Origin of the sequence: Falsochrobactrum shanghaiense (assembly GCF_003149535.1) — a bacterium.
In the GTDB taxonomy this organism is placed as follows: Bacteria; Pseudomonadota; Alphaproteobacteria; order Rhizobiales; family Rhizobiaceae; genus Brucella; species Brucella shanghaiense.
The window spans coordinates 52740-67948 of the sequence record NZ_QGDB01000009.1 but is presented as its reverse complement, the minus strand read 5'-3'; the positions used below and the strand labels follow the sequence as shown (position 1 = coordinate 67948).

Here is a 15209-nt window from a genome sequence, read left to right as displayed (position 1 = left end):
GGCTTACCTATGACCGCAACAGCCATTGGAGGTCGGCGCCGCGGCGTTGACCTCTCAGTACCCATCTTTGTTCTCCTCGGTGGCTTGTTGACCATTCTGGTGGTCTTGCCATTATTCTGGATTATTTATTACAGTTTCCGTAATGATAGTGGCGGAGGCTTTACGCTTAATAATTTTGCTTCGCTGGTAACCGACGTGACGCTCCTGCGTGCCTACGGGTTGGCTATTGGCATGGCATTCGGAGTCGGTGTCCTATCCTGTCTGATTGCAACCCCGATGGCATGGCTCGTTGCTCGGACCGACTTGCCAGGGCGGCGCTTCGTTCGCATGCTCGTGACGGCTTCCTTTGTGACGCCGCCATTTCTGGGTGCGATCGCATATGAAATTTTGGCAGCCCCTAATAGCGGTGCGTTGAATGTACTCGCGCGATACCTGTTCAATCTCGACCAGTCCTTCGTGCTGTTCAACATTTACACGTTCAGCGGGCTGGTTTTCGTTATCGCTTGCTTCACCTTCCCTTACGTGTTCACTCTGGTTTCAAATGCGTTGGACCGGGTGCCGTCGGATCTCGAAGACGCATCCTCCATTCTCGGCGGAAAAGCCTTCCTCACCCTGCGCAAGGTGACGCTGCCCTTGGTTCTTCCCGCTATGCTGGCGGGTACGCTGATCGCGATCCTGCAATCATTGACGATGTTTGGCTCTCCGGCAATTCTGGCGCTGCCAGCGGGGTTCCACGTCATTACAACCAAGATTTGGAGCCTGTTCCAGTTTCCACCACGTCTTGGACTGGCTGCGGCATCCTCGATTCCTCTCCTTATCATTACAGTGATGCTGCTGCGTGCGCAGAAATCCATTCTGGGCCGAAAGGGCTATACTGTTCTTGGAGGGAAAAGCGGGGCGCCCCGGATCACTGAGCTTGGAAAATATAAGTGGTTGGCAGTTCTGTTTGCACTTATGGTGCTCTCGGTGACGATCATTCTGCCTTATGGCGCATTGGTAAAAACGGCTTTCACGACGACGCCCGGAGCGCCGCTCAATGCGGAAACCTTCACCTTGCGGCATTGGAATTTCGTGTTGTTCGAGTTCTCCGCAACACGTCTTGCTCTCAGCAATACCTTCATTCTTGGTGTTGTCACTGCAACGGTGGTAACGGCGATTGCGTTGGTAACTGCCTATCTTGTGACCCGGCGGTCAATCACGGGAGCCAAATATCTGGGCGTTCTGGCAACCGCTCCGGTGGCTATTCCCGGTATCGTGCTCGGTGTAGGCTTGTTTCTTAGCTATGCTAATCCAACCTTCAGGCTCTATGGGACGTTGTGGATTCTTCTCATCGCGTTCATGACAATCGAACTACCGGCAGGCTATCAGCAAATGTCTTCCTCATTCGCAGGTGTTCATCCTGAACTGGAGGAAGCGGGACGTATTCTCGGCGCATCGCGCTTGCGTACATTGTGGGACATAACAACACCGTTGTTGCGCTCAAGTGTTGTGGCTGCGTGGTGCTTTGTCTTCGTCGGAACCATACGGGAATTATCGGCAACAATTCTTCTGACAACTGCCAACACCAAACTTGTTTCCGTTGTGATCTACGATCTGAATGAAAGTGGTGATCTGGGCGCAATTTGTGTGCTGGGTTTGCTTTTGCTTGCCGTATCCTTCGGCGTGGTCTTCATTGCCAACCGTGTGACCGGCGTTGGAGGGCGGTCGGAAGTGGCGCCGCGCGGATAATGCACTGAAAATTGACCACTCGCCAGGCGAGTGGTCAAGCCTTGACTCATTCATGAATTCATTGGATTAAAGCTGTTATTGCAAGAGGTATTGGCCTGTATAGATTGGGAAAAGTCTGAAGATGACCAAAGCGACAGAACAACAGCAAGGTCTGGCGGCAATTGACTTTCTCCGCACGCGGTCAATGACCAATGTTGTGCAAGCGGAAATCGAACGGATGATCGTCAATGGCGAGTTGAAGCCGAATGAACGCGTCAACGAAAATGGTCTTGCAACCCGGCTTGGCATTAGCCGGGGCCCTATTCGCGAAGCGTGCAGCGCTCTAGCCGCGCTCGGCATGATTGAAGTGATCCCCAATCGCGGCTTTTTTGTCAAAGCGTTGACGAATGAAGAGGCGCTTGATCTTTCAGAGGCGCGGGCCGGTATTTTTGGCTGCCTGTCAATGTTTTTGGCCGAACGCATAACAGATAAGCAGATCGCGCATCTCGAAGGTCTTCTCGAAAAAATGGAAGCGCTGATCGACCGCGAAAATGTTCATGATTACTACCCTATCAACCTGGAGTTCCACCGTCAGATCGGGTTGATGAGCGGCAATAAACGGTTGGAAACCATCTATCAGAGTTTCGTTCGTGAATTGCATATTCAGCGTTTCCGTGCCCTATCGAGCCCCGCTGTTCTCGGTGTTTCCAATGCTGAGCACCGTGCTCTGGTGGAAGCTTTGAAAGCACGGGATCCAATGAGGGCGTTTGTCGCCGGGTATGATCATATTCGTAATGGTATTGTGCGCACGCATAAGGCGGGCGAGCCGCTCGTCTAATCAATTCCGTGCTTCCTGCATCACGATAAGGCAGCATAATTCTTCAGGTTTCCATGCAGGATACGCAGAAGGTTGTCCCGCGTATTGTCGCGCACATGCCTGCTCCAGGCGACGGCAAGTGGCATCAGCATGTTATGTTGTGGCGAAGGAATGCTGATTGGGATATAGCGCATCCCCTGGATGGTTAGCCGCGACATGGCGCGTGGTACGATGGCCAGCCCAATACCTGCCGCTACCAGACCGAGTATCGTTTGCTTTTCGTCGGCGACCTGCACGATATTGGGATGGAGTCCCGCTTCGGTGAAGAGCGCGAAGGTTAAATCATGGCTATGGGGGCGGGAACGCTTATCCGGGACAATCAGCGGCGTGTTGCGAAGATCTGCCACCGTAATGATTTCTTTTTCTGCTAATGGATTATCCTCGGGCATGGCAACCACTGCATTCTCGTAAAACAACACATCGACTGTAATTGGGCTTATCCGGCCCGGACGCGGACGGACAAAGGCTATATCCAGACGACCTGAACGCAGCTTTGGTATGAGCCGGGTGGACTTGTCTTCTATCAACTGCAAAGGAACATCCGGGTAAAGCGCCCGGAAATCCTGCAACAACAGGGGGATGAGAGACGCTGCCGCGCTGTCGATCGCACCAATTCGCAGCGCACGCGCACTGGCCTTGCGCTGGGAGCGAAATTCGTCGGCCAGTGTTTCAAGGCGCTGGAGAAGAGGGCGAACCTCCTGCAACAGACGTGTTCCCTCCTCAGTCAGGGCAACACTACGTGTCGTGCGGGCGAGTAGCGCAACACCGAGGGTTTCTTCCAGCAGCCGGATTTGTCGTCCAAAGGAGGCGGGAAGGATGCCAAGCCTTTGTGCCGCGCGGCCAAAATGCAACTCTTCCGCGACCGCTATAAAACAGCGTAATTGTTCCAGTTCCATGCAGCCAATTTCCCGTCCGTATTATTTCATTTTATTATATAATAAACGCGCAATTGGTCCACCGGGAGTCTTCATTCTAAGCTTACATTGCTCGCCATCTTCACGGGGTGGTGCAACGGTGTAACGATGTGACTCCATGGGGTATGATGATGCGCAACCATACAATCGCGGCTATTCCTGCTGACGGTATCGGGCCGGAAGTGATCGCGGCAGGGCTACAGGTTCTCGATACCCTGGCCGCAGTCAGCGGGGATTTCAGCATTTCACAAACGACCTTCGATTGGGGTTCGGACTATTACCGCAAGCACGGCGTGCTGATGCCGGCTGACGGTCTTGAACAGTTGAAGAGTTTCGACGCGATTTATTTTGGCGCCGTCGGCGCGCCCGATGTGCCGGATCATATCAGCCTGTGGGGCCTGCGCCTGCCGATCTGTCAGGGCTTTGACCAATATGCCAATGTTCGCCCGACGCGTATCCTGCCGGGCATCCGCACGCCACTGCGTGATTGTGGGCCGGGAGATCTCGACTGGGTGATCGTGCGCGAAAATTCCGAAGGCGAATATTCGGGCAGTGGCGGGCGTGCGCATAAGGGGCTACCGGAAGAAGTCGGGACAGAAGTGTCAATTTTCACCCGCGTTGGCGTTACACGGATTATGCGCTATGCTTTCCGTATCGCGCAGTCGCGCCCACGCAAGCTTCTGACGGTGGTCACCAAGTCCAATGCGCAGCGCCATGGCATGGTGATGTGGGACGAGATCGCGGCAGAGGTAGCGGCTGAATTCCCGGATGTTACCTGGGACAAGATGCTGGTTGATGCCATGGCGGTGCGTATGACGCTCAATCCGAAGAGCCTCGATACTATCGTTGCCACTAATCTTCACGCTGATATTCTGTCTGATCTTGCCGGAGCGCTGGCGGGCAGCCTCGGCGTTGCACCAACCGGCAATATCGATCCAGAGCGCCGCTTCCCCTCGATGTTCGAGCCAATCCATGGCTCCGCTTTTGATATTACAGGCAAGGGCATCGCCAATCCGATCGCAACCTTCTGGACTGCGGTGCAGATGCTTGAGCATCTGGGGGAGAATGCGGCTGCTGCACGGCTGATGACTGCGATTGAACAAGTTTGCGCAGCCGGCATCATGACGCCGGATGTGGGCGGAACGGCCAATACACAAGATGTAACCGATGCTGTTTGCCGCGCACTCGAAGGTCGGAACGCACTTCAGGTCGAGGAAGCCTGATCCGGAAAAATATGGGAGCGCCGTCTGGCGGCGTGAAGGAAGAGAAAGGTTCGTTAATGTCATCTGCCCTCTCCAACGCAGAAAAGCTTCTGCCCGGCTTCAAACACCAGCGTATTCGCACCAAGGGTGCTGAAATCAACGTAGCCGTCGGCGGAAAGGGTCCGGCGCTTCTGCTTTTGCACGGCAATCCGCTGACCCATGTCAGCTGGCACCGCATCGCACCGAAGCTTGCGGAACAATTCACCGTGGTCTTGCCTGATCTGCGCGGCTATGGCGACAGTTCCAAGCCCGATGGTGGCGAGGATCATTCCGGTTACACATTCCGTGCCATGGCTCAGGACAATCTGGAAGTAATGGACCGGCTTGGCTTGGAGCGGTTTCAGGTTGCCGGCCATGACCGCGGCGCGCGCGTTGCCTTTCGCATGGCGCTGGATGCGCCGAACCGCGTTGAGCGCCTTGCCTCGCTCGATATCGTTCCGACCCACCATGCACTGACCCATGTCAGTCTCGGCTGGGGCCTTGAAGCATATCACTGGTTCTTCATGGCGCAGAAGGCCCCGTTTCCAGAAAAGCTTCTGGGCAGCGACCTGAGCTATTACATTGATTACAAGCTCAACAAGAAGGGCGTTGGTCTGTCGATTTTCGATCCGCTGGCCATGGCTGAATACAAGCGCTGCACCACGCATGAGCAGATTCATGCGGTCTGCGAGGACTATCGCGCAACCGTTTCTCTGGACTTTGCAATGGACAGCGCTGATTTCGGAAATCGCCAGATCGAATGCCCGGTGCTTGTCCTGTGGGGCAGCAACAGTCATTGTGGTCGTCATTACAACCCACTTGAAGCGTGGTCTGCATGGGCGCCGAACCTGCGCGGCTGGGCCATTCCGACCGGCCATTATCCAGCTGAAGAAAAGCCGCAGATGGTGCTGGAGCCCTTCCAGCAGTTCTTTGGCGGTCAAGAACCCACGCCGGTCGCATAAGCCATCGATGACACAAGATATGAAAAGAGCCGCTCCGGCATTACCAGAATGGCTCTTTTTTATCGGGGGCAGAATGGGTCGCCGCAGCGCCCGATCATTTATCTGCTTTCGCAAACGAAATGATCGTTGCCTACTGCGCGATAGGTACGTGCTGGCGGAACATAACCCATCGGACGGATCGGGCTGAGAATCTCGTCATTGGATATCTGAAGCTTGCGACCACGGCGGGCCGGATCGACCTTGGGCACGGCTGCCAGCAGTTTTTTGGTATAGGCATGCTGGGGATTGCTGAAGATGGCTTCGCGCGGCCCGATCTCGACGATTTCGCCGAGATACATAACGGCGACGCGATGGCTGATCCGCTCCACCACCGCCATGTCATGCGAGATGAAGAGATAGGCGATCTTTAGGTTCTCCTGAAGATCGAGCATTAGGTTCAGAACCTGCGCTTTAATCGAGACATCGAGCGCCGAGACCGCTTCATCGGCGACGATCATGGAAGGTTCTAATGCAAGCGCGCGGGCAATCGAGATACGCTGGCGCTGGCCACCCGAAAATTCATGCGGATAGCGGGTGGCGTAATCGGCACTGAGGCCAACGCGCTCCAGAAGGGCCGCCACGCGCTCGCGCGCTTGGGCCTTGGTTGCCAGTCCATGGGTCAAGAGCGGCTCGGCAATGGCGGTTCCCACGGAATAACGCGGATCAAGACTTGCATAGGGATCCTGGAAAATCAGCTGTGCGCTACGGCGCATGCGCCGTAAAGCGCTGGCATTAAGGTCACCGATATCGGTGCCGTGAAGTTTGATCTCGCCGGATTTGGGCTCAACCAGACGCAGGACCGAGCGGCCCAGCGTTGACTTGCCGCAACCGGATTCGCCCACCAGCGCCAGCGTTTCGCCCTTGCGCAGTTCGAAGGAGACATTTTCCACGGCGTGAATGGCGAATTTCGGCTTGCCGATCAGGCCACGACCGACCGTGTAGCGGGTGGTAAGGTTCTTGACCGTGAGAACAGGCAGCTCATCTTGGGCTACCGTATCGACTGCGAGCGGGGGAGGGGTCGCGATGCCAGTCTTGGCATCCACGCATGGGAAGCGCATCGGCAATGCTTCGCCCGCCATGGAACCAAGCGTCGGAACCGCTGCCAAGAGCGCTTTAGTATAGGGATGGGTCGGTGCGTTGAAAATATCGGTGGTCTTGCCGCGCTCCACCGCATTGCCCTTCAGCATGACCAGCGTGCGGTCTGCTACTTCCGACACCACGCCCATGTCATGGGTGATGAAGAGGATGCCCATGCCTTCTTCTTCCTGAAGGACTTTCATCAGGGCGAGGGTCTGGGCCTGAATGGTCACATCAAGTGCAGTGGTCGGCTCGTCGGCGATCAGAAGGCGTGGTTTGCAGGCGAGCGCCATGGCAATCATGACACGTTGGCGCATACCGCCCGATAGGCGGTGGGGATATTCAGCGAGACGGCGAGCCGCTTCCGGGATGCGGACGCGTTCGAGCATGCGGATGCTTTCCGTACGCGCTTTCGCCCAGGACATGCCGCGATGGCGTACCAGAACTTCACCGATCTGCGCGCCAACTGTCATCAACGGATTGAGGCTTGTCATCGGTTCCTGGAAGATCATGGCAATGTCATTGCCGCGCACGGTGCGCATGTCCTGTTCGGTGAGATCCAGCAGGCTCCTGCCATCCAGTTCGACCTTGCCAGTGATGCGGGTGGAACGGTCCGCCAGAAGACGCATGATCGACATAGCGGTAACACTCTTGCCGGAGCCGGATTCACCCACGACGGCTAGCGTTTCGCGCGGCGCAATGTCAAAGGAAATCTTGTCGATGATGGTGCGATAACTGCCATCGCGCTGCTTGAACGCGGCAGTCAGGTCCGTTACCGAGAGCACGGGTCGGTCGGGAGAGAGGGGGGCGGTATCAAACATTATTAGTTGCTCCTCCGAGGGACGGGGCGGAGCCGCCATCTGCGCAGCGGCGGGCATAGTCACGCAGGAATGCTTCGATGAGATCGATATTCTGCTGAAAGTGCTCGATCATGATATTTTCGTTTGCAGCATGGTCGTTTGAGCCCGACCAACTACATCCGGGATCCTGCACGAGGCTGCATCCAAGATGACGCGCGAACAGGTAACGTGGACCGGAGCCCGGCCCCATCGGGTAGACGTCGCATTCGCCATGCACTTTGACTGCGGCAGCATAGAGAGACTGTATGACAAGATCGTCAAGGTCGCATTTCTCAGGCTCGGAGCCTTTGCTTACCTCGATGAGAACATCGCCAAAGCCATGGCTGGCAAGATGATCGCGCACGGTCTGTTCGGCACCGCGGGCGGTCTGACCGGGAACGAGGCGCAAGTCGAGCATGGCCGAGGCGGTTCCCGGCAGAACTGTCGAGCTGCCGGGTCCGCTGCGCAACCAAGCAATGTTGAAGGTCGGCACAAAGAGAAGCGTGCGCAACGGATCGGCCTGCGCATCGGCGCGCAGACGTTTATGGCCGGATGACTTGAGGAAGGCATCGACATCGAAGTTGAGCTTGGCGAGGGCTGCTTCATCGGCAGCGTTGGGCGGCAGAGCGCTTTCCAGAAATCCTTTGGTTAGCAGTTGGTCCCTGTCGCCGTCATAAAGCGTGTTCAATGCTGCAACCAGGCGCCAGCCGGGATTGGGTGCAATCGCCGCCCATTTTGAATGGTTATCGCGATTCGACAGCTGGACGGTGAGGTGAATGGCGATCTGACCCTTGCCGCCGGCGCGGATCACCGGCTTGCCCGTCTCTGTGCGCGCACCACCGGAATAGAGACCCCCAGAGGCTGTGAGCATGTCACGATTGTCGATTATGATCTGTTCCAGCCCTCTGCTGCCTAGCTCCTCATCGCCTTCAATGAGGAAAGCGATCCCGAGCGGAAGTTCACCGCTTTTCAAAAGACGGCGAACCGCTTCGAGGCGGGCGATGAAGGTCGCCTTGTGATCGGATGAGCCGCGTCCATGGAGGACGCCATCCTCGACATGGCCTGAGAAGGGAGGATGGGTCCAGGCACCCTCATCACCGGGGGCAACGACGTCGTAGTGGCTATAGAAGAGAAGCGTTTTCGGGGCGTCGGGATTGATCCGGGCTATGATGGCTGGAGCTTCGGGAGAGCCAACAAAGCGGACCGTAAAGCCGGCTTCTTTAAGAAGACGCGCGCAGAAGTGTGCGGCTTCACGCATGGATTCGGGCTCAGTCTTATGACTAGGCATCTTTACCCATTCGATCAGTTCCGAGAGTGCACGGTCGGTTTGTTGGCTCATGCGTCGTTTCTCGGATCGAGCCTGTCGCGAAGCCAGTCACCAAGGAAGATCAGCGACAGTGTGAGAAGGGTGATCGTCAGGCCGGGGAAGGCTGCCAGCCACCAAGCGGTTGCCACATAGTTGCGGCCATCGGCCAGCATGCGGCCCCAAGTCACAGTCGGCGGCTGCACGCCAAAACCGAGGAAGCTCAAGGTTGCCTCAAGGATGATCAGCATGGCGACGTTCATCGTGGCGATCACGATGATCGGCCCGATAACGTTGGGCAGAACGTGGCGCACCATGGTAATCGCTGGCAATTGGCCAATTGCACGGCTCGCCTCGATGAATTCACGGCGCTTCACGCTCAGAACCTCGCCGCGCACAACGCGGGCAAACGTAGTCCAGTTGATGCAGCCGATAATGATGATGAGCAGCGTCAGGCTCTGGCCGAATACAGCCAGCACCGTCAGATAGAGAAGCGTATTGGGTACAGCGAGCAACGTGTTGACGAAGGCCATCAGCACGGCATCCAGCTTACCGCCAGCAAAGCCGGCGATAAGGCCAACGACCGTGCCGATGAAAGCTGCAACGATCACGCCGAGGAAACCGACTAGAAGCGCGATGCGGCTGCCGTAGATCAGGCGCGAAAGCATGTCGCGACCGAGCTGGTCGGTGCCGAGAATGTGCTTCATCGTACCACGGTCGCTCCATGCAGGTGGTACTAGGCGTGCACGCAAATCCGGGAAGACAGGGTCATAGGGCGCGAACTGAGACGAAAACAGTGCCAGCAATATGAAGAGGAAGAGGATGGTCAGGCAAACGACTGCCATTGCGCTCAGGCGCAAGCTTGCTATCTTCCTTCTGACCCCGGCGATGGTGCTTCCGGTTGTCGGGCGCAGAGGTTGAGTATCAGCCATGCTGTATCCGCGGATCAATGATGGAGTAAAGGATGTCGACGAGCAGGTTCATCAGCATAACGATCAGAGCTGCCAGAAGAACCACGGTCTGAACCACGGCCATATCGCGCGAATTGATGGCCTGAATGGCCAGAAGTCCGATGCCGGGCCAAGCGAAAACCTGCTCAGTGACTACGGCGCCCGCCATTAAAGCCGAAGCTTCAAGACCGATCACGGTGATGTAGGACAGGATCGAGTTGCGCAGCACGTGCCGATAGATGATAACGCCGGGCGTCAGGCCTTTGGCGTAAGCCGTGCGGATGAAATCTTGATTAATGATGTCGAGCAGCGACGAGCGCAGGAGGCGCGTGAGCACACCGGCGAGACCCGCACCAAGGGCCAGTCCGGGCAGAATTACGGCACCGGGCTGATCGGATCCTGATACGGGGAGCCATGACAAGGTGATACCAAAGACCAGGATCAGCATGATGCCCAGCCAGAAACTTGGCATGGCCTGCCCCAGAACGGAGAAGAACGAGGCGATGTAATCGGGAATGCGACTACGCCAGTAAGCGGCGATGATACCGGCGGGCAGCGAAATGATGACGGCGAAGAACAGTGCCATACCCGCCAGTCGGGCGGTAGCTGGCAGACGTTCCAGTACGACGTCCAATGCGGACAGGTTATTATAGCGAATCGACGTACCGAAGTCGCCGGTCAGGAGGCCCGCCATGTAATGATAGTATTGGACGTAAAGGGGCAGGTCGAGACCCATTGTATGACGCATGTTCTCAATCTGCTCAGGGGTGGCGTCCTCACCCAGCATGAGCGAGACCGGGTCACCGGACACGCGCAGCAGGAAGAAGACCAGCAGGGTGACGCCGAAGAGAACTGGTACCATCTGCAGAAGTCGCCGGATGATATAGTTGATCATGGGGCAGGTCTCCTCCTCTTTAATCTGCGCGTGTTGGTCGTTCTGTTTCAGATCTCGTATTCAGTTCATTTGGGCTTGGCCGCAAACATCCACAGCTGCTCGTCCGGTGACGGCTTCCAATCGATGTTCTTGTTGATACCGATCAGATTTTCCACCTGGAACAGCTGGATGATCGTGTTCGACTTCACGTTAAGGTCGAAGGCCTCTTTGAGAATCTTGTTGCGCTCTTCCGGGTTAACGGTAATCGTCGACTTCTGGACAAGCTCATCGAATTTCGGGTCACACCAGCCGGTGATAAGGCTGTATTCCTGGCCGCAGCGCGACCGCTGGATGGCGTGGTAGCCGTCCTGAAGGGAGTTTGCATGACCGATCAGGGCAATACCTTCCACATCATGTGCGTTCCAGACCCGGTCTTGGAAGGAACTCCATTCTGTCGTCTCGATTTCCGTCTCAATACCGACTGCGTTCAGCATGACAGCAACGATCTCTAGGGTTTCAACGTCGAGCGGATAGCGGCCTGCCGGTCCCTGCAGCTTGATAAGCGCTGGATGGTCAGGCCCGTAGCCCGCTTCCTTCAGCAGTTCAACAGCACGCTCCGGGTTGTACTCGAAGGTATTGTAGTACTTCATCGGGACAGCGCTGAGGCCCGGTGTCACGGCTGCACGGACCGGTGTTCCGAGGCCCCCCATGACCGTGTCGACGAGGGTTCGGTTGTCAATGGCTAGGTCAATGGCTTCGCGCACCCTCGGATCGTGCATCGGGGAGCCTTCCTTCGCATTGAGGAAGAGATGCATGACGCGGAAGGTCGGCCAGGGAACAGCATTGGCAACACCTGAAGCATCGACGCGCTCGCGGTCCTGACTCGGAATGTTGGTTGCGATATCGACGCCGCCGCTGATCAGTTCGCCGACACGGGTTGACGATTCGGGGATGGTGCGGTGGATCAGGTGATCCCATACCGGGCGACCGCGCCAATGCTTGTCGAAGGCTTCCATGATGATGCGATCATCACGGCGCCATTCGGTAACTTTGAACGGGCCGGTACCGATCGGCGCCTTGGAAAAACCATCCCAGCCGACGCGCTCGACATAAGCCTTCGGCACGATACCGGAACCAATTCGGCTTAAACGGTTTAGCAGAATCGGGTCCGGACCGTTGGTGCGGACGATGACCGTATGCGGGTCCACCGCTTCAACGCCGGTGATCGTGTCGTAAAAGGAGTGCTGCAGGACACTCTCATCGAGAGCAGGGCGCTCGATCGAGAATTTGACGTCCTCGGCCGTGAACGGCGTACCGTCATGGAACACCACGCCTTCGCGAAGATGGAACTTTATCGCGTCTTCTCCAACCTGCTCCCAACTGGTAGCGAGCGACGGCTGCAATTCGCCGGATTGATCGCGCATCACCAGATAGTCGAAGATGTTGATGAAGACAGCTTCGACGGCCGAGGTTGAGTGGGCATGAATATCAAAGCCCGGCACGTCGATTCCCTGCGCAATGACCAGGTCACGGGCCTGGGATATTGTGCTGGTTGCCATCAGCATTGCAAGTGCAATGCCGGGTAGCAGTGATTTTGTCTTACGTGGTAGCATGGTATTACCTCCCCTTTGATATACCTGCCTGTCGCTCAATCGCGATCTCAGACGTTGGTTTGCGCCCACTCGCGCAGGATTTGCGCGACATGTTTCGTGCACAGATGCTGGTCTTCCACCGCAATGTTTTCATTCGGCGCGTGCGCGCGGCTGTCCGCATGGCCAACGCCAAGAGCAGCAATCGGCATGTCCGAATACTTGGTGAAGATGAAGCGCGGACCGGTGCCGGGAGAGCTCGGCAGGACGACCAGTTCGCGGCCGTAGACCTTCCTGGCAGCCGATACGATGGTATTGACGAAAGGATCGTCCGGCGAGGTGTATGCTGGCCATGCACCTGCCTTCTCGCTCGCGACTTCGATGTCGGAAAAACCGCGATTAACCAGATGCTGCTCGATCATTTCCTTGACCTTGTCATGGTCCTGGTTCTTGACCAGACGGCATTCAAGGCGCGCCATTGCGGTGGCTGGATTGACGGTTTTATGACCGGGGCCGGTATAGCCGCCTTCGATGCCCTGAAGGTTTAGCGACGGCGTGTAGAATAGCGCCTTGTTGACGGAAAAATCGTCATTTCCGGGAATCAGGCGTTCGAGGCCGAGCTTGCGGGCCTGTTTCTCGCCATTTGCTGGCGTGTTGTGGCAAATTTCGGCTTCGGCTTCGGTCAACTCGCCCAGTTCTTCCATCATGCCGTCAATGGTGATGTTGCCGTTGACGTCGCGCATGGTGGAAAGGGCAGAAACCAGACGCCAGATCGCGTTCGGGTAGATGTTGGCCTTGCCGGAATGGGAGTCCGACGTTGCCGTGCGGGCGCGCATCTCGAAGGAAAACATGCCCTTGTTGCCGAGTGTGGTCGTTGGGGCACCGGTATCATCGCGGCGCGCATTCTCCCAGATGCAGGCATCTGCGCGCAGAAGCTCGTGGTGACGCTCAACTGCGACCGGAAGGCTTTCCGAACCGGATTCTTCTTCACCTTCGAAGATAAACTTGACGGTTACCGGCAGGGTGCCGCGTTCCTTGAGGATTGCTTCAACCGCATGAATGCGGGACAAGAGGCAACCTTTGTTATCGTCAGTGCCACGGGCGAAGAGAATTCCATCGCGGATTTCGGGTTCGAAGGGATCGGATGCCCAAGCGTCCAGCGGCTCAACCGGCTGAACGTCATAATGGTTGTAGAAAAGAATGGTCTTGTCGCTATCGCCCTTGATTTCGCCATAAACAATCGGGAAGCCGGGACTGTCGAGCAACTGGGTCTTGGCGCCGAGGCTCTGCAGACGTTTTACCAACCAGTCTGCTGCGTCCTGCATCGGTTTCATATCGCCGCGGGCAGAAACCGTTGGCATGCGGAGGAGCTCAATGAGTTCACGGATATTATTTTCTCGCACGTCTTCTCGGTCAAGATAATCGTTCATCTTCATCTTCTCCCTCAAACGAAGCTTCAGCCGTTCGGCCACCGTCAACACCCGGTAATGATAGATTGTTGACAATTCACATATAGCAATCTGAAGATAAGGGCATGTGGTATGTATGATGTCAATTTTTTTGCAATAACGTAGATTAATGACGTTTTCGCATTTGTGACGCAGTCCGAAAGATGACGGTTATCCTCTGTCCACCAGACGGTAGGAAAATCCATAAAAGGACATAATAAATAAAACCGCCCCTTAGAAATGACGGATTTTTGGCGACAAGGCATTGTTAGGAGATTTGCTCGCGCGATGTGGCATAGCCCCTCGCGACCGGCTCAATCGTCGGTTCGGGCCGACGTCATGTGAAATATGCGCTCCCTGAATGCGAATTCCACACTTTGCTTCAATTCGAGTGCTGCAGGAGAAAGCATCCGCTCCTTATGCAGAAGCATCGAAAGCTTCGATGTCAGGCGGGGGGCGACCAGCGGACGGGATTCGATGCGCGGGCTCAAATGGGAGCTGATCGAGAGGTCGCTCTGGATCGCGATGGCCTGGCCATTTTCCACCAGGTCGAATACAGAGCCGATGGTGTTGACCGTCACCATGTGGCGCAGCCGGAAGCCCTGCCGGGAGGCTGCAGCATCGAAGAGGCTGCGTAAGATCGACGTGGAGGGTAGGGAGACCATGGGTTCATCCTGCATGTCCGAGAGGCTGACTTCCGTCATCGCAGCGAAGCGGTGACTCCGCGGAAACACGACGCGGTAGCTGATGCCGCACAGTTCCTCAATCTGGATATCTTCGCTGGCTTCCATGAACGAGCCGAGTGCGAAATCGACGGTACCATGGCGGACCTGTTGGATGACCGCGCTGCGCAAGGCTTCGCGGATTTCCAGCCTCACATGTGGATAGTGAGTGCGAAACGGCGCGATGATGCCTGACAACATGCGATTTGCGATGGCGAGCGGGCAGGCCATGATGACGCGTCCGGTATGTTCTGCGCGCATTGACACGAGGTCAGCGACCGATATGTCGATCTCTGCCAGAACCCGGTCGATTGTGGGCAGGAAGGTCAGACCTTCTTGAGTCAGGAGCACATGGCGGGTGGAGCGGTGAAAAAGGCGAACGCCGAGACTTTCCTCGACGCTGCGAACCAGCCGCGAGATACCGGGCTGTGACATACGCAATTCAACCGCGGCGGCGAGAAAACTGGAATAGCGGGCAACAGCCTGAATGGCCCGTAATTGTTTTAGAGACAGGTTGTTGATGTTTTCGTTCACGCAATCCTCTGGCTTCTTGGCAGCCCAACATAAGTATGCGCGAAGGGAAGTCAAAGCCTGACAAAGAACCTGATAGAAGGATGGGCAGATGGGTGGAACGGCTCGCTGTCGCAGAGTAGCTGTAACCGCTCCA

12 protein-coding genes are annotated in these 15209 nt (G+C 56.4%); 4 read left to right on the top strand and 8 right to left on the bottom strand.

Annotated elements, in window-relative coordinates; translation table 11 throughout:
• The first annotated feature begins 9 nt into the window (after positions 1-9).
• A complete protein-coding gene (locus DKP76_RS17155) occupies positions 10-1728 on the top strand; it encodes an ABC transporter permease (RefSeq protein WP_109707899.1) in 1719 nt (572 codons plus the stop codon).
• Between the two features lie 121 nt (positions 1729-1849).
• On the top strand, positions 1850-2545 hold the full coding sequence (locus tag DKP76_RS17150) for an FCD domain-containing protein (protein WP_109707898.1): 696 nt from the start codon (positions 1850-1852) through the stop codon (positions 2543-2545).
• A 20-nt stretch (positions 2546-2565) separates the two neighbouring features.
• On the opposite strand, the gene DKP76_RS17145 is transcribed toward DKP76_RS17150, so the two are convergent.
• Positions 2566-3480, bottom strand: coding sequence for a LysR family transcriptional regulator (locus tag DKP76_RS17145; RefSeq protein ID WP_109707897.1), 915 nt, complete (start codon positions 3478-3480; stop codon positions 2566-2568).
• 149 nt (positions 3481-3629) lie between these two features.
• Here DKP76_RS17145 and DKP76_RS17140 point away from each other — a divergent pair, with 149 nt between their 5' ends.
• Positions 3630-4721: a tartrate dehydrogenase gene (locus DKP76_RS17140; protein ID WP_109707917.1), complete on the top strand. Its 1092-nt coding sequence runs from the start codon at positions 3630-3632 to the stop codon at positions 4719-4721.
• 56 nt (positions 4722-4777) lie between these two features.
• Positions 4778-5701, top strand: a complete 924-nt coding sequence (locus DKP76_RS17135; protein ID WP_109707896.1) for an alpha/beta fold hydrolase — start codon at positions 4778-4780, stop codon at positions 5699-5701.
• Between the two features lie 98 nt (positions 5702-5799).
• On the opposite strand, the gene DKP76_RS17130 is transcribed toward DKP76_RS17135, so the two are convergent.
• The 7 genes from DKP76_RS17130 to DKP76_RS17100 all read right to left on the bottom strand — a co-directional run bounded on the left by DKP76_RS17130 (position 5800) and on the right by DKP76_RS17100 (position 15076).
• Positions 5800-7638 (bottom strand): ABC transporter ATP-binding protein, encoded by a 1839-nt coding sequence (locus tag DKP76_RS17130; RefSeq protein ID WP_109707895.1) that lies wholly within the window; start codon positions 7636-7638, stop codon positions 5800-5802.
• Positions 7631-8995 carry a M20/M25/M40 family metallo-hydrolase gene (locus tag DKP76_RS17125; protein WP_109707894.1) on the bottom strand — a complete coding sequence of 455 codons (1365 nt, stop codon included), beginning with the start codon at positions 8993-8995 and terminating at the stop codon, positions 7631-7633. The genes DKP76_RS17130 and DKP76_RS17125 overlap by 8 nt, the downstream gene beginning before the upstream one ends.
• On the bottom strand, positions 8992-9891 hold the full coding sequence (locus DKP76_RS17120; RefSeq protein ID WP_109707893.1) for an ABC transporter permease: 900 nt from the start codon (positions 9889-9891) through the stop codon (positions 8992-8994). The genes DKP76_RS17125 and DKP76_RS17120 overlap by 4 nt, the downstream gene beginning before the upstream one ends.
• Positions 9884-10804: an ABC transporter permease gene (locus DKP76_RS17115; protein ID WP_109707892.1), complete on the bottom strand. Its 921-nt coding sequence runs from the start codon at positions 10802-10804 to the stop codon at positions 9884-9886. Before DKP76_RS17115 ends, DKP76_RS17120 begins: the two co-directional genes overlap by 8 nt.
• A 65-nt stretch (positions 10805-10869) precedes the next feature.
• Positions 10870-12396 (bottom strand): ABC transporter substrate-binding protein, encoded by a 1527-nt coding sequence (locus DKP76_RS17110; RefSeq protein ID WP_109707891.1) that lies wholly within the window; start codon positions 12394-12396, stop codon positions 10870-10872.
• Positions 12397-12443: 47 nt separating this feature from the next.
• A complete protein-coding gene (locus DKP76_RS17105; RefSeq protein WP_158279459.1) occupies positions 12444-13802 on the bottom strand; it encodes a M20/M25/M40 family metallo-hydrolase in 1359 nt (452 codons plus the stop codon).
• A 332-nt stretch (positions 13803-14134) separates the two neighbouring features.
• A complete protein-coding gene (locus tag DKP76_RS17100; RefSeq protein ID WP_146198942.1) occupies positions 14135-15076 on the bottom strand; it encodes a LysR family transcriptional regulator in 942 nt (313 codons plus the stop codon).
• Positions 15077-15209 lie beyond the last annotated feature (133 nt).